The sequence below is a fragment of the Telluria antibiotica genome, assembly GCF_011682055.1.
Classification (GTDB): Bacteria; Pseudomonadota; Gammaproteobacteria; order Burkholderiales; family Burkholderiaceae_D; genus Telluria; species Telluria antibiotica.
The window spans coordinates 231,486-256,746 of sequence record NZ_JAAQOM010000007.1 but is presented as its reverse complement, the minus strand read 5'-3'; the positions used below and the strand labels follow the sequence as shown (position 1 = coordinate 256,746).

The 25,261-nt window shown below is 63.3% G+C and carries 22 protein-coding genes; 10 read left to right on the top strand and 12 right to left on the bottom strand.

What is annotated here, in order from left to right; translation table 11 throughout:
* The first annotated feature begins 272 nt into the window (after window positions 1–272).
* A complete protein-coding gene (locus HAV22_RS13665) occupies window positions 273–524 on the top strand; it encodes a DUF1059 domain-containing protein (protein ID WP_166859626.1) in 252 nt (83 codons plus the stop codon).
* 48 nt (window positions 525–572) lie between these two features.
* On the opposite strand, the gene HAV22_RS13660 is transcribed toward HAV22_RS13665, so the two are convergent.
* Window positions 573–1,583 carry an extracellular catalytic domain type 1 short-chain-length polyhydroxyalkanoate depolymerase gene (locus HAV22_RS13660; protein WP_166859625.1) on the bottom strand — a complete coding sequence of 337 codons (1,011 nt, stop codon included), beginning with the start codon at window positions 1,581–1,583 and terminating at the stop codon, window positions 573–575.
* 113 nt (window positions 1,584–1,696) lie between these two features.
* On the opposite strand from HAV22_RS13660, the gene HAV22_RS13655 reads away from it, so the two are divergent.
* Window positions 1,697–2,044, top strand: a complete 348-nt coding sequence (locus HAV22_RS13655; protein WP_166859624.1) for a zinc ribbon domain-containing protein YjdM — start codon at window positions 1,697–1,699, stop codon at window positions 2,042–2,044.
* Window positions 2,045–2,196: 152 nt separating this feature from the next.
* A complete protein-coding gene (locus tag HAV22_RS13650; protein WP_166859623.1) occupies window positions 2,197–3,876 on the top strand; it encodes a GH39 family glycosyl hydrolase in 1,680 nt (559 codons plus the stop codon).
* Window positions 3,877–3,921: 45 nt separating this feature from the next.
* Here the strand turns inward: HAV22_RS13650 and HAV22_RS13645 are convergent, their stop codons facing one another.
* From HAV22_RS13645 to HAV22_RS13630, 4 genes are all read right to left on the bottom strand, one after another.
* Entirely contained in the window at window positions 3,922–4,161 is a 240-nt protein-coding gene (locus HAV22_RS13645) for a hypothetical protein (protein WP_166859622.1), read from the bottom strand.
* 265 nt (window positions 4,162–4,426) lie between these two features.
* Window positions 4,427–4,846 carry a hypothetical protein gene (locus tag HAV22_RS13640; protein ID WP_166859621.1) on the bottom strand — a complete coding sequence of 140 codons (420 nt, stop codon included), beginning with the start codon at window positions 4,844–4,846 and terminating at the stop codon, window positions 4,427–4,429.
* Between the two features lie 2 nt (window positions 4,847–4,848).
* A complete protein-coding gene (locus HAV22_RS13635; protein ID WP_166859620.1) occupies window positions 4,849–7,029 on the bottom strand; it encodes an RHS repeat-associated core domain-containing protein in 2,181 nt (726 codons plus the stop codon).
* Entirely contained in the window at window positions 7,026–9,653 is a 2,628-nt protein-coding gene (locus tag HAV22_RS13630; RefSeq protein ID WP_166859619.1) for a DUF6531 domain-containing protein, read from the bottom strand. The genes HAV22_RS13635 and HAV22_RS13630 overlap by 4 nt, the downstream gene beginning before the upstream one ends.
* A gap of 252 nt (window positions 9,654–9,905) precedes the next feature.
* Here HAV22_RS13630 and HAV22_RS13625 point away from each other — a divergent pair, with 252 nt between their 5' ends.
* Both HAV22_RS13625 and HAV22_RS13620 read left to right on the top strand, forming a co-directional pair.
* Window positions 9,906–12,047: an alkaline phosphatase family protein gene (locus tag HAV22_RS13625; protein ID WP_371869641.1), complete on the top strand. Its 2,142-nt coding sequence runs from the start codon at window positions 9,906–9,908 to the stop codon at window positions 12,045–12,047.
* 1 nt (window position 12,048) lies between these two features.
* Window positions 12,049–12,750: a hypothetical protein gene (locus HAV22_RS13620; protein WP_166859618.1), complete on the top strand. Its 702-nt coding sequence runs from the start codon at window positions 12,049–12,051 to the stop codon at window positions 12,748–12,750.
* 11 nt (window positions 12,751–12,761) lie between these two features.
* On the opposite strand, the gene HAV22_RS13615 is transcribed toward HAV22_RS13620, so the two are convergent.
* Window positions 12,762–12,971 (bottom strand): hypervirulence associated TUDOR domain-containing protein, encoded by a 210-nt coding sequence (locus tag HAV22_RS13615; protein ID WP_166859617.1) that lies wholly within the window; start codon window positions 12,969–12,971, stop codon window positions 12,762–12,764.
* A gap of 136 nt (window positions 12,972–13,107) precedes the next feature.
* Between HAV22_RS13615 and HAV22_RS13610 the strand changes: the two genes are divergently transcribed.
* Window positions 13,108–13,839 (top strand): HAD family hydrolase, encoded by a 732-nt coding sequence (locus tag HAV22_RS13610; protein ID WP_166859616.1) that lies wholly within the window; start codon window positions 13,108–13,110, stop codon window positions 13,837–13,839.
* Here the strand turns inward: HAV22_RS13610 and HAV22_RS13605 are convergent.
* A complete protein-coding gene (locus tag HAV22_RS13605; protein WP_166859615.1) occupies window positions 13,808–14,281 on the bottom strand; it encodes a hypothetical protein in 474 nt (157 codons plus the stop codon). The genes HAV22_RS13610 and HAV22_RS13605 overlap by 32 nt on opposite strands.
* The gene (locus tag HAV22_RS13600) at window positions 14,268–15,446 is read right to left on the bottom strand and encodes an MGDG synthase family glycosyltransferase (protein WP_166859614.1); all 1,179 of its coding nucleotides are present in this window, start codon (window positions 15,444–15,446) and stop codon (window positions 14,268–14,270) included. Before HAV22_RS13600 ends, HAV22_RS13605 begins: the two co-directional genes overlap by 14 nt.
* A gap of 130 nt (window positions 15,447–15,576) precedes the next feature.
* On the opposite strand from HAV22_RS13600, the gene HAV22_RS13595 reads away from it, so the two are divergent.
* Complete coding sequence (locus tag HAV22_RS13595) at window positions 15,577–16,023, top strand: hypothetical protein (protein ID WP_166859613.1); 447 nt, start codon at window positions 15,577–15,579, stop codon at window positions 16,021–16,023.
* Window positions 16,024–16,108: 85 nt separating this feature from the next.
* Here HAV22_RS13595 and HAV22_RS13590 read toward each other — a convergent pair whose 3' ends face one another.
* The 3 genes from HAV22_RS13590 to HAV22_RS13580 form a co-directional block, all read right to left on the bottom strand.
* On the bottom strand, window positions 16,109–19,252 hold the full coding sequence (locus HAV22_RS13590) for a S8 family serine peptidase (RefSeq protein WP_166859612.1): 3,144 nt from the start codon (window positions 19,250–19,252) through the stop codon (window positions 16,109–16,111).
* 16 nt (window positions 19,253–19,268) lie between these two features.
* Window positions 19,269–20,045, bottom strand: coding sequence for an NF038120 family PEP-CTERM protein (locus tag HAV22_RS13585; protein WP_166859611.1), 777 nt, complete (start codon window positions 20,043–20,045; stop codon window positions 19,269–19,271).
* 358 nt (window positions 20,046–20,403) lie between these two features.
* Window positions 20,404–21,819: a family 43 glycosylhydrolase gene (locus HAV22_RS13580; RefSeq protein ID WP_166859610.1), complete on the bottom strand. Its 1,416-nt coding sequence runs from the start codon at window positions 21,817–21,819 to the stop codon at window positions 20,404–20,406.
* 211 nt (window positions 21,820–22,030) lie between these two features.
* On the opposite strand from HAV22_RS13580, the gene HAV22_RS13575 reads away from it, so the two are divergent.
* The 3 genes from HAV22_RS13575 to HAV22_RS13565 all read left to right on the top strand — a co-directional run bounded on the left by HAV22_RS13575 (window position 22,031) and on the right by HAV22_RS13565 (window position 24,445).
* Complete coding sequence (locus HAV22_RS13575) at window positions 22,031–22,597, top strand: lipocalin family protein (RefSeq protein ID WP_166859609.1); 567 nt, start codon at window positions 22,031–22,033, stop codon at window positions 22,595–22,597.
* A gap of 118 nt (window positions 22,598–22,715) precedes the next feature.
* The gene (locus HAV22_RS13570; protein ID WP_208296182.1) at window positions 22,716–23,231 is read left to right on the top strand and encodes a hypothetical protein; all 516 of its coding nucleotides are present in this window, start codon (window positions 22,716–22,718) and stop codon (window positions 23,229–23,231) included.
* 311 nt (window positions 23,232–23,542) lie between these two features.
* Window positions 23,543–24,445: a helix-turn-helix domain-containing protein gene (locus HAV22_RS13565; protein WP_166859608.1), complete on the top strand. Its 903-nt coding sequence runs from the start codon at window positions 23,543–23,545 to the stop codon at window positions 24,443–24,445.
* Here HAV22_RS13565 and HAV22_RS13560 read toward each other — a convergent pair.
* Window positions 24,442–25,185, bottom strand: a complete 744-nt coding sequence (locus HAV22_RS13560; protein ID WP_166859607.1) for a hypothetical protein — start codon at window positions 25,183–25,185, stop codon at window positions 24,442–24,444. The two genes, HAV22_RS13565 and HAV22_RS13560, sit on opposite strands and share 4 nt — an antisense overlap.
* Window positions 25,186–25,261: the final 76 nt, after the last annotated feature.

Here is a 25,261-nt window from a genome sequence, read left to right as displayed (position 1 = left end):
CCGGTGAGGCAGTAATACTGGCGCCCTTGGCGCCACGCACGACTCGGGTCTTGAAAATCCTTGTGTCGGTAGTTCGATTCCGCCCCGGGGCCACCAAGAATTCAGCAGCAAACGAAACGCCGACCTTCGCTGGTCGGCGTTTTTGTTTCCGGAACGGAAAATCGGCCGGTCCTGCCTGGTCGCTGGCGCTTTTTTACGGCAGAAACGACACCGCTTGCCTATACTGAAACCGGTGGGCGCAATGCCCACCCTTGCCAGTAAAGGAGCCGATCATGACGCGCAAGTTCATCGATTGCCGGGAGTTCCCAAGCGACACGCACTGCACTGTCGCGATTTCGGCAGACACCGAGGAAGAGTTATTGCAAGCCGCAGTCGACCATGCGGTGTCGGTGCACCATCACACCGATTCGCCGGAGCTGCGCCAGCAGCTGCGCCAGTTGTTCAAGGACGGCATGCCGCCCGAGTATTCGCCCGCGAGTGGCCAGGCCGGCAGTGCCGGTACCGGCGCCCAGCGCGCGCACTGAGGATTGAGCGCCGGCCTTCGCAGGTCGGCGTTTTCATTTGCGCCGGCGTTATCGCGGCGCGGCGCCGGAACGCGGCCCCTGGCTGTCGAAGAAGCGCCAGATCGTCGCGCTCGCATCCAACGCCGTCGACGCCGCTTCCTTGCCCGGCCGGACCCGGTCGGCGCCGGGCCACGAATGGCCGCCCGTGTCCGTCACGCAGAGCTGGACCTGCGCACCGCCCGCACAGCTCTTGTACGCGTCGCAGTACGCGCCAGCCACCTGCAGCACCCGCTGCGGGCTGCCGCTGCACTGGTCGCGCTGCACCCAGCGCGCGACGGTCTCCGGCACCGACACGAAATTCATGACGCTGCTCTGGTCGCGGAACGCGCCGGGCCCGGCGCCGCCGTCGAACAGCACGTGGTCATCGTCATGGGCGTGAATGTGGAGCACGGAGATGGGGCGCGACGGCGTGCAGTGCGTGGTCGCGTCCGTGCCGGCGACGGAGGCCACGGCCCGGAACACATCCGCCGCGTCGCACGCGAGCCGGTGCGCCAGCATGCCGCCGTTGCTCATGCCGGTGGCGAACACGCGGCGGGGGTCGACAGCATACTTCGCCTCCAGCGCGCTCACGACCGCGCGCGCGAAGCCGACGTCGTCGCTGCCCTGGTCGCGCGCGTAGCCGCAGCAGGCGCCCGCGTTCCACGTCGCGAACCGGCCGCCGGGCAGCTTGCTGGCGCCGTTGGGGAAGGCGACGATGAAGCCGCTCCGGTCGGCCTCGCGCTGCAATCCATAGCGGCTGTCGTCGGCCATGAACGCGGCATCGCCACCGCCGCCGTGGAAGGCCAGCACGAGCGGGGCCGGACGGGCAGGATCGTACCCGGCGGGCACATGCACGAGCACCTTGCGGCCCTGCACCTGCACTTCCTGCAGGGCGGACGCGCCGTTGCGTTCGCCCCGTTCGGCGCGGCGCTGTTCGAGGCGATGGCGGAAATTCTCTCCCAGTTGCAGTGCCTGCGCGGCGGTCGACGCCAGCAGCGCGGACGCGATCAGGCAGCAGGACACGGCGGGACGTAGCTTCATGGGCGTCTCCTTCGTTTATACTGATCAATCATAATACGGCGTTCGTTGAGCCCGCACCAGCCGGGCCACCCGCGACGTCCGCACCGATTCACCGTCCAAGCCGAGTTCCTGTCATGTCCACTTTCCCTCCCTGCCCCGCCTGCGGCTCCGCCCTGACCTATGAAGACGGCTCCGGCAACTACGTCTGCCCGGAATGCGCGCACGAATGGCCGGTCAAGACCGAAGCCGCCACCGACGACGCGACGGCCCGCGTCTGGCGCGATGCGGCCGGCAACGCGCTGCAGGACGGCGACACCGTCACCGTCATCAAGGACCTGAAGCTGAAAGGCGGCGGTGGCGTCGTCAAGCAGGGCACGAAGGTCAAGAACATCCGCCTCGTCGACGGCGATCACGACATCGACTGCAAGATCGACGGCTTCGGCGCGATGAGCCTGAAGTCGGAGTTCGTGCGCAAGAGCTGAGCGCGTTACGATCGAATGACACCGCCACCTCCGGGTGGCGTTTGTTTTTCCGGCGATATCCGATTCGATATGGCCCGCGCAAAAACCGTCATTGGACGCTCTTCGACGTTCGGCCTAGCATCACGCCATCGGTCCGAACCACGAGAACAACAATGAAGAGACACCTCGCCGCCCTCCTCCTCGCGGCCTGCGCGCCGCTGTGCGCCGCCGAACAATCGTCCCCGCAGCCCGTCAAGCTGGCCATCGATGCGACGCGCGTCACGGGTCCGATGACGCCCATCTGGGCGTGGTTCGGCTACGACGAACCGAATTACACGACGGCGCCCAACGGCAAGAAGCTCCTCGGCGAGATCGCCGCGCTGAGTCCCGTGCCTGTCTACGTGCGCGCGCACAACCTCATGACGTCGGGCGACGGCAGCTATGCGCTCAAGTGGGGCTCGACCAATATGTACAGCGAGGACAAGGACGGCAAGCCGGTCTACGACTGGACCATCGTCGACGGCATCTTCGACACATATATCGAACGCGGCATGAAGCCACTGGCGCAGATCGGCTTCATGCCGGAAGCGCTGTCGCAACGGCCGCAGCCCTATCGTCACCACTGGAAGCCGGGCACGCCGTACCAGGAGATCATGACCGGGTGGGCCACGCCGCCCAACGACTACGCCAAGTGGGGTGAGCTGATCTATCAATGGGTCAAGCACAGCGTGGCGCGCTACGGCCAGAAGGAAGTCGAGAGCTGGTACTGGGAAGTGTGGAACGAGCCGGACGGCCTGTACCTGATCGCGCCGGACACCGAACAAGCCTATTTCCGCATGTACGACACGGCCGCCGCCGCGGTCAAGCGCGCGCTGCCCACGGCGCGCATCGGCGGCCCGCACACGGCCGTCGCGGGACGCTTCATGGACCACTTCCTTGCGCACTGCCTGCACGGCACCAACTACGCGACGGGCAAGACCGGATCGCCGCTGGACTTCGTCGCGTTCCACGCGAAGGGCGCGCCGAAGGTGGTCGATGGCGTCGTACGGATGGGCATGGACACGCATTTCCGCCACCTCGACGAAGGCTTCGCGCTCGTCGCAAAATATCCGGAGCTGAAGGGCATTCCCGTCATCGTCGGCGAATCCGATCCGGAAGGCTGCGCCGCCTGCGGCATGCAGACGAATCCCGAGAACGCCTACCGCAACGGCACCTTGTACGCCAGCTACACGGCTGCCTCCATCGCGCGCGAGTACGACCTGGCGGCGCGGCGCGGCGTCAACTTGATCGGGGCCGTGAACTGGTCGTTCGAGTTCGAAGACCAGCCGTGGTTCGCCGGCTTCCGCGACCTCGCGACCAACGGCGTCGACAAGCCCGTGCTGAACGTGTTCCGCATGCTCGGCAAGATGCGCGGCGACCGCGTGGCCGTGACGGGCGACCGGGCCTACGACGCCGCGCGCATCCAGGCTGCCGGCGTGCGCGGCGCGCGCACCGACATCGACGCGCTGGCGGCGAAGGACGCGCACGGCATCGCCGTCATGGTCTGGAATTACCACGACGACGACGTGATCGATGCCGGTTCTCCGGTCGAACTGCGTATCGCGGGCATCCCGGCGAAGCAGGTGCAGATGCACCACTACCGCATCGACCAGGAGCACAGCAATTCGTATGCCGCGTGGAAGCGCATGGGCTCGCCGGCAAAGCCGACGCCGGCGCAGGTCGCCGAATTGCAGAAGGCAGGCGACCTGGCGGAACTGGGTGCGGCCAAGACCATCGAGACACGCGATGGTGCGGCGACGGTCAGCATGCAGTTGCCGCGGCAGGCGGTGTCGCTCGTCACGCTGAGCTACTGATGCCGGGGGGTGTCACGAACAAACAAGTGAAACCCGACATTCGGGTTAGAACGGGTGCCCGAATTTCCTGACCTTTTCCTCGAATTCTTCAGCGAGCTCAGGAAAGCGTTCGAAGATTTTCCCCAGAACTTGCCGATTAATTTCAGCAGATGCCATCGCCAACGCCACGCCTATTTCCGTACGCTCCGCGCCAACGCAGTCCTGCAACACGGGTACAAGATTGCCAAGATCGGCAGCGCTGCGGAATGCCGTGAGCGCGATAATTTTCGCAAGATCTTTTTCCATTCGAATTCGTTTAGTTCGGCGAATGCCGCGAGATGTCCTGTAGCTGCGGCAGCCGCGGCTCTAACCACGTTAAACTTGTGCGCGGCTAACCGCTTGCGACAAGTTGAGTGGAGCGTTCCTTGTGCGGGTGTTGGGGCTTCTAGCTGCCCTAAAATAAATACATCAATCTCTCGTATGTAGGTACGTCTATTCGACAAACGAGGAAGCGGCGGTTCTCCGCGTCCTCAAATCACATCTCATCGAAGCGGCAATGCCCTACGCTCGCTCATCCAGAATAACCTTCCAAATTGGCGCGTATGGGCGGCCAACTTTCATCCAAAAATTGTTGAACAGAATCCGTTTTAATGGCGGCCTGGCGCAGCAAAAGCTCAATCGATTGCACATGTGTTTTCGTCTTGCCAGCAACGGATCTTCCAATCAACTCCATAGCAAGAGCGAAGTCACAATTCTCTTCCTTTTCTGCATCAGAAGGAATACCCCAACCGGGGAAAGCATCCTTATGCCAAAGACTTAAGATACCAAGTACGGTAGCCCCCAATTTTTTCGCAGCCTCATCAAATTCGTCTGATATAACCTCATCGATTTCGACCTCAAATATTTCCCGAGATTTTGTCTCTGCAGGCAGTTTTTTCGCAAAATACATGGTCCCGTCTTTGACGTAGACAATAAGGTATGGTTCATTCATTTTCATTTCCCGTCGCACTCTCGCAAGCGTTGAGAGTAGTTTTCCATCGCCCGTGCCAAACAGATGGCCTGACCGCGCTTTCCATAGGCAGCTCTTGCAACAAGACACTCAGCTTGGTCACGCTCCAGTTGCAGCGCAGCTTCTTCCCGGCATTCCTCCTTGGACGATTCACTTTTACAAGCATTCTTAACAATTTTGATAAGGTGGTTAACTGAAGCAACAAACGCATTATTTGCGCCCGTACCCGGGAGGAAAACATCCCCCGGCATCGGTAACGGTTGCGGCCTCGGCGTCGAGAATCCGCCGGGGTCAGACTGAAGACCCAGCTGATCTACGTTGCTGAGTGGGTTAGATTCAACATAGCCGTAGGTATTAATTCCGCCACCTAGTCCGATTGGATCACTTTGAATGTACCGTCCCGTCTGTGGGTCATAATCCCTAAAATAGTTGTAGAAAAGCCCTGTTTCGCCATCTGCAACCTGTCCTGGAAAGCGATGATCATACGCCGGCAAAAAACTGGAGTTGCTCGGCGCATTATTTCCGAAAGGATCATGATTACGCCAATCCCAAGCTATTTGGCCGTAGGGGAGAGCCAAGACAAGCGGTGTACCGATGTGATCGGCAAACGCGTAGAGGATCAGCGACGGTGTCAAGACCGCGATCGGTAAGTCGCCGAGATAAACCGTCTCGACCGTACCTATATACTGCTGGCCGTACTCGCCGATCGTATGCCCTTCTTCATCATAGACGTAGTAGATCCGCTGTGCCGCCCCTGCTTTCAGCACACGCTGGCCCAGCGCGTTGTAATACATGCTCAACTGTGCCGCACCGCTGACTTGCGCCAGCCGGCCGCGATCACTGTACGTGTAGGTATTAAGACCGTCGGCGATTCGGTTACCCGCCGCGTCATACTGATATGTCCTCGGTGTCGAAAACGTGGCGGAGCTCAGGCGATTGCTGGTCGTATCGTAGGTATAGATAACACTTGGACCGGTCTGCTGAGTACGATTACCGTTCGCATCATAGGTATAAGTCGTCGTCACGCCACCCTGGGTAAAACTGGTGAGGCGGTCGGCAGTGTCGTAAGTGAACGTTTGGTCATACTGAGCCGGACTCTGCCCTCCCGCATGGGTAAATGCCGTAGCCAGACTCGCGGCGTTGTACGTTACCGTTCTGACCGTACCAGCGGGATCGGTCGGATACGACGTCAGGCGCCCGTCGAGGTCGTACATGCGCTGGTAAATCGGCAATGCCGAGTTACCCCAACGCCATGATTGCACGTTGCCAGTCGGCGTATAGGCGACGTCGGTAAGCAAAGGCACCTCGGTCGACGCAATCGTTCCGCCGCTTCCATCGGACGGGTTGACGGTCACGCTGGTAACTCGTCCACCGGCGTCGTACCTATAGTTCACGCGGGCGCCGCTCGGATACGTGATGGTCTCGAGTTTTCCAATCGCCGAGCCCGTGCTGCCGTAGCTGTACTGCAGCGTGAGCTCGGCGCTAGAGCCTCCGGTGCTGACCGTTTGGGTCTTGGTCAGTACCCTGCCTTTCATGTCGTGCGTGATGGTCGTCGAGCCCGATTCGTCGGTGAAGCGAGTCAGATTGCCAGTCTCTATCGCCGGGCCGCCTGGACCGCCGTCGTATTCGAATTTCGATGGCACGCCGGACTGATACTGCGCCTGGATGAGCCTGTTGAGCGCGTCGTATTGGAAAGCGGTTGTCTTGTCTCGCGCATCGGTGACGGTGAGGACATTGCCGGCTTCGTCAACCGTATAACCCGTTCCATGTGTATCCGGGCTGCTCAACTGGCTCCTGTTGCCGAGTCCGTCAACGGTATAAGTGGTAACGAAATTACGCGGATCCGTCACCGTGGCAACATGGCCTAGACCGTCAAAACTTTGCTTGGTAATCAGCGTGGCGGATCCTACGGTCACGTTCCGCTGCGTCATCCGGCCGAACGCGTCATAGCTGTATGACGTCGTACGGCTCAACGGTCGGCTTATCGTCTTGATATTGCCGAGGTTGTCATAGGCGAATGTCGTGACCGTATCCTGGGTCTGCGCCCAAGCACTGCTGCTGCCAAACGCGACGAGACAGGCCAAGCCGACGCGAGTCATCCGGTTCATCATGGATTTCGAGGGGTTCATTGAAGTGACAGGACGATTGAAGTTGCGGATACTCATTGGGCGGCTCCGGTCACTTTCGTCATTTGTCCAAGCGTGTTGAAGACACGCGCCACCTGACGCTTCAACGTCCCTGCTGGGTCGCTGACCTGTTCGCTTATACGATTTCCCGTCAAATCGAGCGTATAGGCGATGCTGTTGCCCACATTGTCGTTCACCGATATCAGACGATGGGCCGGGTCATAGCCGAAAGCCATCCATGAGCCGTCCGGATTGATCTGCTTGACCATTTGTCCCACGGGGTCGTATTCGAAACTTGTCGCCTCTCGTCCGATCTTGTCCGAAACTGTGCGGCTGGCAATCCTGCCCCGAGGCGTATAGGTGAATTCGGTGACAAGTCCATTGGGCCCGACGATACGACCCACATTACCGTTATCGTCATAATCCGAATACGTCGTTGTCTGGCCGAGCGGGTTCGTGACGACGGCCAGATTGCCTTGCGCGTCATAGTCGTACGTCGTTTTGTCGACGATATCGGTACGAGGACCAACGACACTGAGGACTTGGCCATAACGGTTGTAGGTGTACGTCCAGTTGCGCGGCGGCCCAACGAGTGCAGCCGCGGCACCGCTGCTACCCGACACGTCACTGGTAGCCTGCTCAGTGCGAGTCAGGACATTACCGTTCGCGTCGTAAGTCAACGTGGTGATGATCTTGGGCTGTGCGATTGTGACCGGCAATCGCAGCGTCGGATGCCACACCGTCGTGATTGTCCGGGCACTTGCAGTACCGCTTGCCTCAACACGGCTCGTTTCGAGATTACGAATGAGGTCGTAGGTATATTTGGTGACGTTTCCGCCGAAGTCGGTTGTCGAGGCTACATTGCCGTTGGCGTCAAACGTCCTTGCCCGAATCGGTCCACAAACCGTACAAGGAGCGTCGATGCCACCGTTCTTGTAAACATCCAGAACCAGGGTAGGCGTAAAAGTGGATGTCACCTGGGTCGATGCGCTTGCCGGTCCAGTCGTCGAGATAACCTGGCTATACGATGCGACACCATAAGAGCTTTGATAGAAGCCAATATCGACTCTATTGACGTTGCCTGGAAAAGTGGAAACTTTTGCCTGTCCCCGGCAATTATAGAACCAAGAAATGTATCTGACGTTCAACTCATCAATGAGCCCGGTCATGACGGATACAAAGGGGCCAAAACCATTACCAATCGAAGGCATCTCGCATGCACTGCCCCAGTTGATGTTACTTGCTTCGTTATAAACGTATTGCTTGACCGCTCCGTCGGGATAAGTCACCTTCGTGAGATTACTGGCTTTGCACGCGGCGCTTGATGCGTTCGCCGGGATACACCCTCCAGTCGGTCCGTCATATTCGTACATATAGGAGTGTCCGGCAGGGTCGATAAATTCCACGACGCGCCCCGCCAAGTCATATTTGAACACGTCCTGCCGCCCCCAATCATCCGTCACGCAAGCGAGGCGTCCGGCTGGCTGTATGTCGCCGTCTTGCGATATCCTGCACGGCGGTGCATCCGCCGGATATCTTCCGACCTGGCTATCGTTTGTGGTACCGATGGTATAGGTCAAACGATGCACGACGCCGGCACGCGTCGAAATAGCCAGAAGCCGGCCATTCGTATCAAAACTTTCCAGCGTTCCGGCCTGAGCGTCTTTATAGTCGAATCCAATAATTGTCCCGTCGACTGACTTTCGTGCTGTCAGCTCATCATTGGTATCTTTGTCGCCTTTATATATCCCTCCACTTAGATTGAATACATAAAATTTGCCGTCGCCACGAGAAACCTCAATGGCCGGAGCGCTCGCGAGCGAATCGGATGTAACGCTGCTCTCACAGAACATCTGATTGTTATCGGTGCGCTGATAGCATTTTTGCGACACGAAATTGGCCACCGCTGCAACCGGGATCAATCGTGCGTCATACGCAACTGTCCAGCGATTGCCGAACAGGTTGGATCTCACCGGCTCGAAAATCTGGCTGTTATACGTGCGTTTCAAGAAAAGATTTCCTCCCAAACGATCCGCAAAATCCTTCTCGATGTGCCACATATTTCCGGTTGCAGTATTGATCGGCTCGCCGCAGCTGTGTGTTCCGTTAGTCGAACATGTCGGCCCCTGATTGGCTCCTTTCATTCCAGGAAGATTCAACCACGTAATATTTACACATTTTCCGTCGAAATAACGTTGAGTGGAACTGCATACAGTCCGCCAACGTACGATTTGCCAATTTCCCGTCGGCGTAGGACTTGACCCATGGCATAGACCATCACTTAACGTAACGCCGGCTTGGTAATACCATGTTCCCCGAATGGCGCTGGCCTCGACGCCCTCTACTATTTTTCCGTAGTAGACGTCCTTGGCATTCCAGTCCGTAAGGTTCGACGACCAAAAATGTATATTGCAAAAAGTCGGGCCAAAATACATCGCCTTCGGCGCAGCAGCAATTGCCTCGTCCTCGGTAGCGTATGAATTGTTGAAGCCAGGTGTTATCGCCTCGTTGGTTACGCCGTAATACCGGTATGGCCCAATGTAACTAGGAGTAGCACTTGCCGAAGAATAGATTCCGAAAAAACATAATAAAGTTATCGCGAGTGCGCGCAGAATTTTCTGTGACATAGCCATACCTTGAAGAAAGATGGCACAGCGTAGCATTTGTTTCCGCACAGAAATTCACAGATTTCCACATCCCACCGTAAAAAACCAAATTTTTTTCTTCGCCGGAGACACTTGTCTCGCAACGGCCCTCCCTGTCGTGTGAGCATCACAAACATTACCGGAACATTAACTTTGTAACGAACCCCGCCCGTTGCCTTTTTTGTCACGAGCCTGTCACGCCTGCCAACGATCCTATGCGCGGCCCGATCCATCGATCGCGTATTTCCGACTCTGACCAGGAGACTCCTCGTGAGGTTAGCAAAGACCTTGATTACCCCGCTCGCGCTCGGCATCCTGCTGGCCGCCTGCGGCAGCGACAGCAACGGCACGACCGCGGCGGCGACGCCGGCGGCATCGGCGGCACCGGCCGCCACCCGTACGATCATCATGGTGTGGGACGGCCTGCGGCCCGATTCCGTCAACGCCACCGATACCCCGAACCTGTACGCGCTGCGCCAGAGCGGCGTCAACTTCAGCGACAACCACTCCACGTACCCGACGTTCACGATGATGAACTCGTCGTCGTTCGCGACCGGGTCGTTCCCGAAGACGAGCGGCTTCTACGGCAACACGTTCTGGACGCCGCCGCAGGGCAGCGGCAACGCGATCCCGGCCGGCACGGGCGCGAGCGGCTCGGCCCAGGATTATCAGGACCCCGTGTTCACCGAAGACTATGCCGTGCTGACGACGCTGAACGATTACTACGGCGGCCAGCTGCTCCTGGTGAAGAGCCTGTTCGCGACGGCGCAGGCGGCCGGGCTGACGACGGCCACCATCGGCAAGTCGGGCGCGGCCTACCTGCAAGACCTCGGCAAGGGCGGCGTCTTCCTCGACGAGAACACGGTGCAGCCGCGCAGCCTCGTCACCGAGCTGCAGGGCGCCGGCTTCGCGCTGCCGGCCAACGTCGTCAAGAATTATTCCGGCACCGACGCCGTCACGCTCGCCGCCGGCAACGGCAATCCGACGGCGCGCGCCGGCTACGTCACGTTCAACACGACGGCCTACGACACCGACGGCAAGGTCGCGATCTCTGCGCGCGATTCCGCCGACACGACGCAAGGCGCGCCGGAAGATGCAGCCAACAAGTACATGATGTCCGTGTACACGCAATACATCCTGCCGCAGAAGAAGCCGATGCTGTCGCTGATCTGGTTCCGCACGCCGGACAACGTCGAACACGGCTACGGCCCCGGCAGCGCCAACATGAAGGCGGGCCTGCGCTCGCAGGACGCGCGCCTGGGCGAACTGATCGCCGCGCTGCGCGCCAACGGCATGGACAGCTCGACCAACATCGTCGTCGTGTCCGACCATGGCCACTCGAGCGTCTCGGGGCCCGTGTCGACCTATCCGCTGCGCGCCATCACGGCGTCGACGACCTTGCCGACCGGCGGCGTGAGCGGCGCATCGATCGGCGCGCCCGATCCGAACGGCTATTCGTTCTCGGGCGACGTGCGCTCGGCCGACCTGCTGACCTACCGCGGCTTCGCGGCGTATGACGGCAACGGCTGCTCGACGAGCGCCATGTACGGTCTCACGGCCGACGGCAAGCCGGTCATCCCCGTCAAGGTCGACGCGACGGGCAGCCTGTGCGGCACGACCAACGCGAAATACCAGGCCGTCAGCGCGGGCCTCGCGACGCCGGTCGCCAGCTTCAAGGTGCCGGCGCCGGGCAGCCTGCCGGCGAACGGTATCGTCGTCGCCGCGAATGGCGGGTCCGACTACTTCTACGTGCCGGGCCACGACGCCGCCACCGTGCAGAAGCTCGTGACGTTCCTGCAGCAGCGCGAGGAATACGGCGCGATCTTCGTCGACAGCCGCTACGGCAGCATCCCGGGCACGCTGTCGATGGCGCAGGTGAACCTGGAGAACGCGAAGCGCCAGGGCAATGGCCAGCCGGACGTCGTCGTCTCGTTCAACTGGGACTACAACACGTCCGTGCAAGGCATGCCGGGCATCGAGTTCGAAAGCGTCGGCGGCCAGCGCGGCATGCACGGCAGCTTCGGCATCGCGGACGTGCACAACACCTTGATCGCGAACGGCCCGTCGTTCCTCGCGAACAAGGTTGTCTCGACGCCGTCCGGCAACGTCGACGTGGCCCCGACCGTCGCCTACCTGCTCGGCCTCTCCATGCCGCAGGCGGACGGCCGCGTGCTGAACGAAGGCCTCGCCAATCCGGCCACGAAGGACGTGCCGACCGTCACGCCGTCGACCGTGACCCCGGCCGCCGCCGCGACCGGGCTGGCGTTCGAGCTGCCGACGGATCCGACGGGCGCCGCGAAAGATGCCGCGCTGACGAAGGGCACGTACAACGTCGAGCTGTCCGTGAAGGACCTGACCGTGGGCGGCAAGTCGTACCGCTACTTCGACTCCGCGCGCGCCGTGCGCAACTGACATGACCTACGCCCTTCCAGTCTGCACCGGAAGGCGCGCGTCGCGGTCGCTCGTGCTCTGCACGGCGGCCGCGGCCGTGTTTTCCGCGACCTGCTCCCATGCCGCCACGCCGGATTTCGACCACGTCTTCAGCACGCGCGGCGAGCCCGCGGCGACGCACTTCCAGGCCACCTATCTCGCCGGCGGCCTCGAACACCACGTCGAGGTCTGGCGCGACGGCGATCGTCGCATCCGCCGCCGCACCGACGACAAGGCCGAGAGCTTCGCCACGCGCGATCCGGGCAACAAGCAGCCGGGCAGCCCGGACTACCACCTGTCCGTGCTGGACCTCGGCAAAAAGATCCGCACCGACATCGACCGCGACAACCTGTATCGCATCGGCCAGTTCACGGACTGGTTCGACCTCGGCCACGGCCTGCGCCACCCGCAAGGCAGCTACCGCCTCGTGCCGGCCGCCACGCCGCACGGGGCCGCGCGCGCCATCGGCGCCTGCGAATGGGTTGCCCTCGTCCAGGGCACGCAGACGACGCACGTGTGCTGGAGCACGACGGCAAAGTTGCCCTTGCTGATCCAGGCTGCGGACGGCCGCACCGTGTGGCGCGTGACGAGCGTCGATCACAAGCCGATCGCGAACAAGGTCTTCGCCGTCCACGACGAAGGCTTCATCCGTAACGACGCGAACGCGGACATCGAGCGCGACTGAACGGGACGCGCTCAGATTTTCTTGAGCGCGCTCCCCTTGTGCGCTGCCTCGGCACCCGTCTTGTCGCTGACGACGAGGTATTCCGGATGCTCGGGCGACGCCGCCACCTCGTGCGCCTTGATCGTCGTGTGAGACGTCAGCTTCTTCTTGATCGTGCCCCGCACGGGCCCTTGCGACGAGTGCCATTCGACCTTGTCGCCCACCTTGAACTCGTCCGCCATGACGTCGCCTCCGCGATGCCGGCCGTGCCGGCGACGCGCCATTTCAGCACAACGGCCGGCGCGGCGGCGCCGGCCTGTCATACGCCTGTAACGGGCCGGCGCGTATGATGAGGCAACGGAATCCGCACACGACGCCATGTATAAATCGAAGAAACGCCTGCTGATCCTCGACGCGGACGGCACCACCATCGACGCCTTTTCCGCCATCGAAGCGGCCTTCGCGCGGCACGGGCTCGACATCGGCGACGAAGCCCGCTTCCAGAAGCGGCACAACCTCTTCAAATACCTGGGCGGGCTGAAGGAGTTCCCCTCGATCATCAAGAAGAACCTGCGCAAGAACAGCCGCGCGCGGCTCGTGGACAGCCTCACGGAAGTCTATCGGCAGGAAGCCACCATGTACGAGGGCATCCCCGACCTCGTGCGCGAACTGGTCGCCGCGCCCGACGTCGTCGTCGGGCTGGTCACGCGCAACATCACGAACGAGCCGCTGGAGACGCTGCGCCAGCTGTTCCAGCGCCACGACATCGACATCAACGCGCTCGACTTCCTCGTCCACATCCCGTTGTCGGAAAAGAAGACGAGCCAGTTCCGCGCCATCCGCGAACAATTCGGCATCAACCCGGCGCGCGCGTACGTGTGCGGCGACGAGCACAAGGATTTCGTGGCCGCGTCAAGCACCGGCATGCATCCGTTCATGGTGTCGTACGGCTTCGAGGACTACGACCGGCTGACGGAAAAATTCGAGATTCCTCACGAACTGATCGCGCGCACGTCCGACGAACTGTGCCAGCGCGTGCGCCACGCGCTCGACCTGGGCACCCGCCGCACCGGCGCGCTCAGTACGCGTACCAGAACAGCAGCGCGCTGAGGACGCCGAACATCCAGTAGTCGACCGGGGCCCCGGCGAACCAGCGCTTGTGCCACGGGATCAGCGCGCGCTTGAAACGGCGCCAGCCGAATGCCGGGTTGACGACGAACCAGAGCCAGTCCTCGACGATCCAGAACAACATGACGGCACCCAGCGCGCGCGCCTCCAGCTGCGGCGACCACTGCCCCATGAAGGCCAGCGGAAAATGGAAGATCACGCCGATGAAGGAAAACATCCACGCGTGGTAGCCGGTCATCGCGCGGCCGCCCCAGAAGATGTCGAGCAGCGGGTGGTCTTCCACGCGCCACGTGGGCAGGTTCGCGGCCCAGCCCGCGTCGCCTTCGATCTCGACTTCGACGCGGGCAAAAAAATAGGCGGTCACGACGACGGCGGCCAAGGTCGCAAGGAACTGGCCGGCACGGGTAAGTTCAAACGTAGGCATCGATGGATTCGGATTGTTTCAGGACGGCCGCGAGCACGGCGGCGGCGGCATGCGGCCGCCCGAGTGCACGGGCGCGGGCGCGCATCCGGTCGACTTCGTCCGGATGGGCCATCAGGTAGCGCACGCGGTATTCGAGCGATGCCGCATCGAACGCCTTCATCGCGGCGCCATGCTCGAGCAGGAAATTGGCGTTTCGCTCTTCCTGCCCGGGGATCGACGCATTCACGATCATCGGCAGCCCCAACGCGAGACATTCGGCCGTCGTCGCCCCGCCCGGCTTCGTGATCGCCACGTCGGCACAGGCCATCAGCCGTTCGACCCGGTCGGTGAAACCCTGCGGTACGAGGCGACCGGGGTGCATCGCAGCGAGCCGCTGCAGGATCGCCAGTTCTTCGGCGTTGCGGCCGGCGAGCGCGATCAACTGGAAATTGCCGGGGATGGCCAGCAGGCGCTGCGCCAGCGCCGCGAGGCCGCCCAGGCCCGCGCCGCCGCCCATCAGCAGGAACGTCATCCGGTCCGGATCGATGCCCAGTTCGCGCGCGCATGCGGCGCGGTCGGGCAGGCGGCTGAACGCGGGCATGACGGGGATGCCCGTGACGTGGATCGAGTCGTCCGGGATGCCGTGCTTGCGCATCAGGAACGCGACCTCGTCGTTGCCGGCAAAGTACCCGGCCATGTGGCGATGGACCCACATGCGGTGCAGGTCGAAGTCCGTCACCTGCACCCACACGGGGCATGCCAAGGTGCCGTCCGCGACGCAGTGCGCAAGGATCTCGGCCGGCAGGAAGTGCGTGCAGACGATGGCGTCCGGCTGGAGCTCGGCGATTTTATCCAGCAGCGGCGCGCTGTCGCGGCGTTCGATACGGCGCCGCAGCCGATGCGCCCAGCCGTCGGGCGCGGCGCCGTTCGTGAACTGGTAGACCCAGCTCCACACGGCCGGCGCGCGCCGCACGAGCGTGATGTACAGGTCGGCGTAGACCTTGCGCAGGCGCGGCGTCGCGTAGGCGGTGGCGTCCAGGTGGATGACGTCGGTGTCGTCCGGCCGCGCGAGCGCGCCGGCGCGGATCGCGTCGGCCACGCGCGTATGGCCGGCGCCCGCGGGCACGCTCAGCACGAGGACACGCTTGCCTGTCCTGCCTTCGCCCTCCACCAGGCGCCCACCCATCGTTCCTGCCCCGCCGCTCATATCCATGGATGGCACTGTAGCGGCGGAATATGACTGTGCCGTGACCGGGCCATGGTGGCGGCAACCGTGCGCCCCTTGCCAGCCGCGGCCGCGCACGCGATCATGGGGCATGAACCCGCTCATCCCTTCCCGTGCCCTCGCGCACCTGGCCGGCCTGGCGCTGCTGCTGGCGAGCAGCGCCTGCCGCAGCGATGCGCCACAAAATCCGTCGACCGCTGCCGAACGAGGCAGCGCGCCCCTGCTCGCGCGCATCGAGGCCGAGCGCGGCGATGCCGCGTGCGACAGCGATGCGCAATGCCACACGATCGGCGTCGGCGCCAAGGCGTGCGGCGGTCCCGAACGCTATCTCGCGTGGTCCAGCAAGAACGGCGACGGCACGCGCCTGCGCGCGCTCGTGGCCGAGCACGCGGCCGCGCGCCGCGCGGAGGATGCCAAGGCCGGCATGATGTCGACCTGCTCCGTCGTCCCCGATCCGGGCGCCACGTGCGCCGCCGGCCACTGCCAGCTGCGCGCGGGCACCAACGGCCCCGGCGGCACGGCGCCCGTCGCGCGCTGATTCGCACACCGTAGAAACGACAAAGCCGCGGCACACGGCCGCGGCTTTGTCGCAGGGGCCGCTTGTGGCGGCCCTGCCAGGACGATTACTCGACCTTCGCCTGCTTGTCGCCGGCGTTCTGGAACAGGGGGATCGGATCCGTCGTGTCGACTTCGACCATCGTCGTCGCGACCACGGCCCCGCCGCTCACGAAGCCGACCGCACCCAGGTGACGCTTGCCGGTCGGCAGACCCGACCACGACAGCGACACCGACGCCGTGCCGCCCAGCGCGACCATGCTCGGTGCCATCACCTTGAAATTGCCGCCGGTCGCGGCCGGGTTCAGCACCCACGTCGACAGCTTGTACGTGGCGCTGCCGCCCACCGGCGCATAGCCGACGACGCAGACCTTGTAGTCGCCGGCCGGCGGGTTGGTCAGCGTGACCATCTCGTTGGACGTCGAGCCGCCACTGGTGCCGACGACGGTCGCGCCGCGTGCCACGACGAGGTCCAGGTCGGACAGGCCGTCGCCGCTCGTGTCGCTGTCGTACAGGGCGAAGCGCGCCTTCGTCGTGCCGGCCGGGATGGTGACCGTGTGGACGTTCACGCCCGTGCCGCCACCGCCCGTGCACACGGCGTTCGACGTGTCCGACGCCTTCACGACCGTCGAGTTGAACTCGGTGGCCGGGATCAGGCCGGACTTGGCGATCGCCAGCGGGCCGCCGAAGCCGGTGCCGATGGTGACCACCTTCGTGCCGGAAGTCGCTTCGCTCGCCACGGAGGCCGGTGCGGCGATCGTGGCGGCGCGGGCGGTCAGCGGGCTGCGCACGGTGTGCATGCCGTCGCTCCACGTCAGCTTGCCGTACACCCACGTGTTCAGCGGCGCGGTCGTGCGGGTCAGCTTGACGGTGAACGTGCCTTTCGCTCCGGGCGCCAGCGTGAGCGTGGCCGGTTGCACGTCGACCGTGAAGCCCGGCAGCACGGCGTTCGCGTTGTACGTCGCCGAGGCGCCGCCCACGTTCGTCACCGTGCGGGTCATCGTCAGGATACCCAGCACGTTGGCGGCCGTCAGCGACGCGAGGTTCAGGTTGTACGGCTGGATCGTACCGACGGCCGAGCAGGTCGCCGGGCCGTACACGTTCGTGATGCCGAGGCCGCACAGGAAGCGCGCATAGTCGATCTCGGACGCGTCGTACACGAGGCCCGGATCGACGGCGACGGACGGCGCCACGTGGCCGGCGCCCTGGCCCCACGGCAGCGTGCCGGTCGTGCGGGCCGTGCTGTCCCACGACACGGAGCCGTTCAAGCCGTCGTTGAAGGTGTCGTACGCGGTCGTCATCAGGGCCGACTTGATCATCGCCGGGCTCCAGTCCGGATGGCGCTGTTTAAGCAGCGCGGCGATGCCGGCCACGTGCGGCGACGCCATCGACGTGCCCGTGTAGAACGCGAAGTCCTTGCTCGGCGCCGCTGAGCCGGCGGCCACCGCATTGCGCTGGTCACGGGTCAGGTCGGCGCTGACGGCCGCCAGGATGTCCGTGCCCGGTGCCGTGACGTCCGGCTTCATGATGTTGGCGTTGGCCACGTTCGGGCCGCGCGACGAACTGTTGTTCATCTGCGGCGCGACGAGGTTCGGATCGACGATGCCGCGCAGGTTGTTCAGCGCCGCCGTGGCACCCGGCGTGGCCGCGTAATAATCCTTGACCTTCTGGCCGTCGTCCTTCGTGATGTGGACCGTGGAGATGGTGTGGGCCTGGTTCAGGATCGTCGTCGCGCCGCCGGGCACGTTGGCGATGATGACGCCCACGGCGCCGGCCGTCTTGCCGTTCGCGCTCTTGTTGACCAGGACGTTGGCGCCGCGGTCGCAGACGAGGACCTTGCCCGTCACCTTGGCAGGATCGAGCATGACGGGAGCGCCGTCGGCCGGGCCGAAGCAGCGGTTCAGGTTGATGTTGCTCGGATCGACGCCCGCCACGCCCGCGTCGCGGGCGAGGATCAGCGGCGCCGACGGCGTGTTCGCGTTGCCCGACGCGCCGGTGACGGTCACGCCGTTGCCCAGCGCGACGTCGCCCGCGTACGTGCGGTTGTGCGTGGAGTTGCCGACCGTGGTCAGCCACGGGCTGATGTGGGCGACCGGTGCCGTCGACGGCCCGGAGTTGCCCGCGGATGCGGCGACGAACACGCCGGCCGCCGCGGCGCCGAGGAACGCGACTTCCGTCGGTTCGTTGAACGCACCGCCGCCGGCGTTCGGGCCGATCGAGAAGTTGATGACGTTCACGCCGTCCTTGACGGCCTGCTCGATCGCGGCCACGCTGTTCGACGTGGCGCAGCCGTTCGCGCCGGTCACGCCGTCCGTCCAGCAGACTTTATACGCGGCGAGGCGCGCGCGCGGCGCCATGCCCGTGACCTTGCCCAGCGACAGGCCGTTGATGACGGCATTCACGTGCGCATTGCCACCGGCCGTGCTGGCCGTGTGGTCGCCGTGGCCGCCATGGCCTTCCGCGCCCGCGACGGAATCGCGCGCCGACAAAAATTCGGTCCAGTGCAAGGTCTGCGTCGACTGCTTGAAGTAACGCGCGCCGATCAGCTTGTTGTTGCAGTCGGTGACGGCGAAGCCTTCACCAGCCTGGCAGATGCCTTTCCACGACGCCGGCGGGGCGTCGTAGGCGAGCTTGCTGCCGCTGCGGCTCGGGTTGCCGTTCTCGTCGACACGGTCGGCGAAGCTGTCCTGCTCGGGCCAGATGCCGCCGTCGACGATGCCGATGATGATGCCCTCGCCCGCCTTGTCCTGGCCGCCGAGCTGGTCCCACAGGCCGCCCGGCTTGTCGAGGCCGAGGAACGTCGGGGTGTAGCTCGTGTCGAGCTGCAGGATCGAGTCGGCCGAGATGCTGGCGACGCCGGGATTCTTCTTCAGGGAACGGACTTCTGCGTCGGTCAGCAGGGCCGAGAAGCCGTTGAAGACGACCTTGTATTCGTTCGTGACCTGGGCCTTGTTGATCGTCGAGAGGACGTCGGCCTGCTTGGTCTCGAGGTAGGTGATGTAGTTCTGGACGCTGGACGCGTCGACGTTCAGGCGCTGCCCGCTGGGCGGCTTGGTGGCTTGCAGGCCGCTGACGCTGCCGTCGTAGGTGGCGACGGGCTTGTCGGCCAGCTGGACGATGTACGAGCGGCGGACGTCGTCGGCGTGGACGGACGAGGCCGCGGCGACGGTCAGCGCGAACAGGACGGCCGAAGTGATGGGACGCAATTTCATGGTCGGCTCCGGCGGATCAGGCGTGTTTGGACGAGGACTTGCGGCGGCGCTGCAGCAGCGCGCCCATGCCGAGGCCGATCAGGGCCAGGCTCGCCGGCTCGGGCACTTCGGCCAGCCGCAGGTTGTCGACGGCGAACTGCGCCTGGTAGATCGACGGATCGGTCCAGTCCTGCGCGACCGTGCAGCCGCCCATGCCGTCGAACAGGCAGGCGCGGACCGTCAGGCTGTTCAGCAGCGTGTTGCCGAATGCGGTGGGCAGCGTGGCCGAATCGAACAGCGGATTGCCGCTGCCGTCGGTGCCGGGGAAGTCGAGGGCGATGCTGGCCGAGCCGCCGTTGCCGAACGTGCCCGTCAACATCAGCTGGCCGTACGAGACGTTCGCCAGGCCGCCGACCGGGGCGATGAAGCCGTAGTCGAGGCTGCGCAGGCTGAAGACGCCGCCGTCATCCTTCGTGATCGTGAAGCCGCCGTCGTTGAGGCCGGCGTAGAAATGGCTCGTGTTGTTGGTGGGGCAGCCGCCCAGCCAGCAGCTGGTCGGATCGAGGCCGTTGACGAGCAGGCCAACGCCGCCGCTCGTGCCGGCGTGATTGTCGACCGCGTGCAGCGTGTAGCCGGCCTCGGACAGCGTGTCGCCGCCGCCGTAGACCGTGTCGGCAACCAGGGATTCGAAATTCACCGTGGCGGCCATGGCCGGTGCCGTGCCCAACAGCGCAAGCGCCGCGGCGGCGCCAAGAACCAGTTTGTTCAGCCCGGATCGGGCGGGTGAAACGCAAGAAGTCGGATGTGTTGTCATTGTCTCTCGCCTTGAAGTGGAAGTGCCGATGGGTTACCGGCCATTCGTGTTTTTTTACCAACTGCACGATTTTTCACTTTAGCAAGAAAACAATTTCCGATCTAAGAAAATTACCCAAATTAACTATTGTATTGGATATAAGAAATTGAACAAAATTCGGATTTCCCTATGAAATTGACGACGCATTCGTGTGAAAAGTTGTCGCTTTTTAATTACAAATTGATGAATTCGCAGATATTACTCGACATATGCGTCAACGCATGCTAGAGATTTTTGCAACGAATAAGCGGTCGAATTAATTTCTTATTGGCAACAAAAGCAGCGCGAAAAGGGCGGCAAGCGCCGCCCCGTCGTGCGTTTACTGCGCGTCCATCGCCCACTTCTGGTTGGTACCGCCATTCGATGGATACTGGATGATCTGCGCATTGTCGGCCGTGCTCTTGTTCTGCACGTCCAGCACCATGCCGGACAGAAGATTCTTCACCGTGAAGTAACCGGACCCGGCGCTGGCGAAGCTCCACTGCTGGCCGTTGCCGGCCCAGTAACCCCACTGGGCGATGTTCGTGCCCGCCGTCGTCGAGTTGTTGTAGTCGTCCATGCTGAGCAGGCTGTTCGCGTTGATGATGCTGTAGTAGCCGTCGCCATGGCCGATCACGTACCACTTCTGGTTCTGGGCGCCGGAATACGTCAGCTGCTGCACGAGGGCGCCGTTCGTCGTCGACGCGTTCGCCACCGTGATTGCCTTGCCGCTGAGGGCGGACGTGAACACGTACGGATCGTCGCTGATGCCGCCGCAGCTCGCGATGCTCGTGAAGTTGCGCGTCAGGACGGGCCAGTCGTTCGTGTCGTACGTCATCAGCATCAACTGCAGCTTGGCATTGCCGTCGCTCGTGTCCACGTAGTGCGTCGACACGTAGTTGCAGCCATCCTTCTTCAGCACACCCACGTGGCCTGGCCCCTTGTGCGTGGGCGCCGCGCCGTCGACGTTCGGCATGACCGTGTTCGTGCCGTTGTACACATTTCCGCCCGTGTAGGGGCCCGTCACGCTCGTCGAGCGATAGACTTCGACATAATAGGTCGTGTTCGACAGCGGATTCGTGCAGCAGGCGCCGCGATTGACGAACAGGTAGTAATAGCCCTTGTTGCGCGTGATGTAGGCGCCTTCCATGTCCAGGCCATTCCCACCGATCAGGTGCGTGACGTTCGTCGCCAGCTTGCCCGTACCCTGGTTGATCTCGGCCACGCCGATGCCGTTGAAGAACGAGCCGTAGGTGAGATACACCTTGCCGTCATGGTCGCGGAACACGGCCGGGTCGATCGCATTGATCACGTTCGCGCCGGCACCGCCGCTCGATTGCACGACGATGCCGAGGTCCGTCCACACGGGGTTCTTCAGCGATGGCGAGCGCGCGACGCCGATGGCGGAATTGGCATTGCCGAACGTGTCCGTCACCGAGTAGTACAGGTAGAAATACCCGTTCATCTTGATCACGTCCGGCGCCCAGAACGAGCCTTTGCTCCAGTTCGGGAAATTGCTGGTGATCCAGGACGGATAACTCGTGGACGAAAACACGTTGCCCGTCGTCGTGCCCCAGTTGACGAGGTCCGTCGACGTCGAATACCAGATGCCGTTGGTCCCGGTCGTGAAGTGGAAATAGGTGTCGTGGTCCTTCACGATCGTGCCGGGGTCGTGGGAATTCTGCAGGCCCTGCAAGTCCAGCGCGGACGCCGAACAGGCGATCAGGAAGGCCGCGACGGCCAATAACAGTTTCATAGATGTCTCCTCTATGCATTCATCTTGTTATGCCCACCGGATTGGCAGGTAGTTGCATGCTATCCAGATGGCATATGGAAAAACCGTGCGCCGCTGATGAAATTTTCGGCACGGCCGATATCGATCGTCGTATCACTCGCCGTGCGCGGGTGGCGCCGACCGACGCCGCGTTGTCGTAGGATAGATACCGTTCAGTCAACCGATGCTGCCCATGCTGCCGAATTCCCGCCTGATCCTTCTGCTGCTCGGCCTGCTTGGCGCCAGCGCCGCCCTGCTGGCCGCCGAGCGGGGCACCCGCGCCACGCCCGTGACGCCGATCCCGAGCCTCGACGTGCCCCGCTACATGGGCGTCTGGTACGAAATCGCGAAATTCCCGAACCGCTTCCAGAAACAGTGCGCGGGCGACACGACCGCGCACTACAGCTTGCAGCCCGACCGCACCGTCCAGGTCATCAACCGCTGCCGCCGCGCGGACGGCACCTTCGTCGATGCCGCCGGCACGGCCCGCCAGCTGGGCGGGCCCACGTCGCCCACGCTGAAGGTGCGCTTCGCGCCCCGCTGGCTGTCGTTCCTGCCGTTCGTGTGGGGCGATTACTGGGTGATCGACCTCGATCCGGGCTACCAGCTGGCCGCCGTCAGCGAGCCCGGTCGCGATTACCTGTGGATCCTGGCGCGCACGCCGACCGTGTCGCGCCAGGCGTACAACGCCCTGCTCGACCGCCTGGAGCGGCAGGGATTCGACCTGTCGAAGCTGGAGGTGACGCGGCAGACAAGATGATGCCGCGGTTCTTTCCTTGGTTTTGGAAAATATTTATTGCAAAAAAATACTTGCATATGTATAAATATGTTTCCAACAATAAATGGTCGAACCCGTCGGCCAGGTCCAGGGAGAGAAAATGTCCAAACCAGTTTTACGCATCGCGATGATGACGGCCGTCCTGGCCGGTGCGAGCAGCCTCACGGGATGCGCGTCGATCGTCAGCGGTACGAATCAAGTCGTCTCGGTGGAGACGTTGCACGCCAGCGGCCCCGTCACGGGCGCGACCTGCAAGCTCGAAAACGATAAGGGCGTCTATTACGTGACGACGCCCGGCACAGTCACCGTGCACCGTGCCTACGGCGACATGAACGTGAAATGCGAAAAGCTGGGCTTCGATCCGGGCCTCGCCACGATCAAGTCCGCGACCAAGGGCATGATGGCGGGCAATATCCTGGTCGGCGGCTTCATCGGTGCCGGCGTGGATGCCGCGACGGGTGCCGGCTACGATTATCCGACCACGTTCCAGATCCTGATGGGCCAGCAGACCAACGTGCCGGCCGCGGCGCCGCAGGCCGCGGCACCGGCCGCCGCAGCCGCGGCATCGGCACCGGCGGCGCCTGCCGCGCCCGTCGCCCAGGGCGGCATGAACTGACACGGGCGCCGTCCCCGCTCCCGATGGCACATGCGCGCATGTGCCATTTTTTTTGGCTGCGTTCGCGCTAGTTATGTGAACTGGAACTTATTGCAGCGGTCATACGTATCGTCGAGTTAACTCATGAGAAATGACGATGCGCGGGCTGGGACGCGTACCGACAACACTCTGCGACCCGGCGGCGGCAAATGCTTGCCAAGGTCGTGTTATTTACGGAAACTAGTTATTTCAATTTTGTAACGATCGCCGTTGATGACGCGTTTTCCTCGATCCGTCCCGATCCGGCCGGCCCACGCCGGGTGGCCCTGCGCATGAAGACCGCCGCGCGCGTGTCGCGCCTGTACGAAGTCATGGACCTCATGCTGGACTCGGTCGGCGATCCGCTCGCATTGAAATCGCTGGCGGCTTCGGCCAGCTATTCGTCGTTCCACTTCGACCGCATCTTCCGCGAGCTGACGGGGTTCTCGGCCGTCGAATACCAGCGCAAGCGCCGCCTGCGCCGCGCGGCGCACCTGCTGCGCCACGAGCCGGACGTGCCCATCGTGCGCATCGCGCAAGACTGCGGTTTTCCATCGAACGCCGCATTCGCCAAGGCATTCAAGCAACAGTTCGCGATGTCGGCCAAGGCCTGGCGCGAAGGGGGCTGGCGCGACTACATGGACCAACAAGTCGGGCGCGAGAGCGACGTCAGCTTCTTCGTGGCCGAGCCGGACGACCTGGAAGCGATCCTCGCGCCCTACTGCCAGCCGGAGCCCGGCACGATTGCCGCCCGCATCGCCGTGCGCAACCTGCCGGCGCTGAACCTGCGCTACCAGCGCTTCTTCGGCCAGTCCGGCGCGGCGCTGTCGTTCGCCTGCCACGACTTCATCCGCGAACGCGAACAGGCCGACGGCGTGCCCACCGGCACGGCATGGTACGGCGTGTTCGACGAGGACCCCGGTTTCACGGGCGAGCGCGAATACTGCTACGACTTCGGCTGCGCCGACGACACGGTCGTCGACCCGGCGCTGGGCCTGCGCGTGCTGCCGGCCGGCAGCTATGCCTGCCTCGACTTCGACGACGAATGGCCGCGCTTCCGCTCCATGTACGAGGACTGGCTCGACAAGCAGGCTGTCTGGCGCCTGGACAGCACCCGGCCGCACATCCAGAAGGTCGAGCGCACGCCCGAAGGCCGCTGGCGCGGCTGGCTCGCACTGCCCGTCAAGAAGCGCTAGCCCGCAGGGATTACCTTGATGGCCGGGTGCGCGACAGGCGCGGTGCGCGGGCGGTCCTTCAACACCACTTGTCCCTTGACGAGCCAAGCGGCCGCGAACGCCATCACGGCCAGCGTTTCCGGATAAAAGATCGAGGCCATCTCGTTCTGGTCGCTGTGGTGCCGGAGCCAGATGACGGCCATCCACAGGAACGCGGCCCCCATCAGGTAGCCGCACACGGCATACACCTTGTTGCGCCTGAGCTTACGCTCCGTCGGATCGGCCGGGGTGTTGGCCTTGAACCGGAACGTCACGAGGTAGAAGACGATCGCGAAGAACACGACGACAAACGCATAGTGGTAGTGCAGCGGACCGTGCGGGCCGTGCTCCAGCGCCTGCACATAGGCCTTGCGCGCTGCCGGCGTCGTCGCGCCCACCCAATCGATGACGCCTTCCTCGATCGACATGGGAAACAGCGCGATGCCGACGGCCGCCACCCCGGCGATGCGGGACAGCCAGCGGTCCATCTTGTGCGGCGACGGGAAGAACGCGAGCACGACGCCGCCGACGACGAGTGCGCCGACGAACACGTCGCGCAGGTTCGTGTAGTAATAGGCGCTGATCGAATTCGTCGTCCAGATGCCGTCGTGCAGGAATGCCACGGCCCTGACGAACAAGGGCATCGCGAATGCGATCCAGCCCACGGTCTGCTGCAGCGCGTGGTCGGAAATCGCCACGTACTGCCGTTGCGGAGATGCCATGCCAGCCTCCTCGAGATCACTGATCCATAGAAGCTAGCATAAAAAAACGACAAGTCCAGGGCCGGCGTCCCCTGAT

Coding starts and splice junctions, on each gene's coding strand:
- HAV22_RS13665 (WP_166859626.1), top strand. CDS start 273: ATGACGCGCAAGTTCATCGATTGCCGGGAGTTCCCAAGCGACACGCAC.
- HAV22_RS13660 (WP_166859625.1), bottom strand. CDS start 1,583: ATGAAGCTACGTCCCGCCGTGTCCTGCTGCCTGATCGCGTCCGCGCTG.
- HAV22_RS13655 (WP_166859624.1), top strand. CDS start 1,697: ATGTCCACTTTCCCTCCCTGCCCCGCCTGCGGCTCCGCCCTGACCTAT.
- HAV22_RS13650 (WP_166859623.1), top strand. CDS start 2,197: ATGAAGAGACACCTCGCCGCCCTCCTCCTCGCGGCCTGCGCGCCGCTG.
- HAV22_RS13645 (WP_166859622.1), bottom strand. CDS start 4,161: ATGGAAAAAGATCTTGCGAAAATTATCGCGCTCACGGCATTCCGCAGC.
- HAV22_RS13640 (WP_166859621.1), bottom strand. CDS start 4,846: ATGAATGAACCATACCTTATTGTCTACGTCAAAGACGGGACCATGTAT.
- HAV22_RS13635 (WP_166859620.1), bottom strand. CDS start 7,029: ATGAGTATCCGCAACTTCAATCGTCCTGTCACTTCAATGAACCCCTCG.
- HAV22_RS13630 (WP_166859619.1), bottom strand. CDS start 9,653: ATGCTACGCTGTGCCATCTTTCTTCAAGGTATGGCTATGTCACAGAAA.
- HAV22_RS13620 (WP_166859618.1), top strand. CDS start 12,049: ATGACCTACGCCCTTCCAGTCTGCACCGGAAGGCGCGCGTCGCGGTCG.
- HAV22_RS13615 (WP_166859617.1), bottom strand. CDS start 12,971: ATGGCGGACGAGTTCAAGGTGGGCGACAAGGTCGAATGGCACTCGTCG.
- HAV22_RS13610 (WP_166859616.1), top strand. CDS start 13,108: ATGTATAAATCGAAGAAACGCCTGCTGATCCTCGACGCGGACGGCACC.
- HAV22_RS13605 (WP_166859615.1), bottom strand. CDS start 14,281: ATGCCTACGTTTGAACTTACCCGTGCCGGCCAGTTCCTTGCGACCTTG.
- HAV22_RS13600 (WP_166859614.1), bottom strand. CDS start 15,446: ATGGGTGGGCGCCTGGTGGAGGGCGAAGGCAGGACAGGCAAGCGTGTC.
- HAV22_RS13595 (WP_166859613.1), top strand. CDS start 15,577: ATGAACCCGCTCATCCCTTCCCGTGCCCTCGCGCACCTGGCCGGCCTG.
- HAV22_RS13590 (WP_166859612.1), bottom strand. CDS start 19,252: ATGAAATTGCGTCCCATCACTTCGGCCGTCCTGTTCGCGCTGACCGTC.
- HAV22_RS13585 (WP_166859611.1), bottom strand. CDS start 20,045: ATGACAACACATCCGACTTCTTGCGTTTCACCCGCCCGATCCGGGCTG.
- HAV22_RS13580 (WP_166859610.1), bottom strand. CDS start 21,819: ATGAAACTGTTATTGGCCGTCGCGGCCTTCCTGATCGCCTGTTCGGCG.
- HAV22_RS13575 (WP_166859609.1), top strand. CDS start 22,031: ATGCTGCCGAATTCCCGCCTGATCCTTCTGCTGCTCGGCCTGCTTGGC.
- HAV22_RS13570 (WP_208296182.1), top strand. CDS start 22,716: ATGTCCAAACCAGTTTTACGCATCGCGATGATGACGGCCGTCCTGGCC.
- HAV22_RS13565 (WP_166859608.1), top strand. CDS start 23,543: ATGAAGACCGCCGCGCGCGTGTCGCGCCTGTACGAAGTCATGGACCTC.
- HAV22_RS13560 (WP_166859607.1), bottom strand. CDS start 25,185: ATGGCATCTCCGCAACGGCAGTACGTGGCGATTTCCGACCACGCGCTG.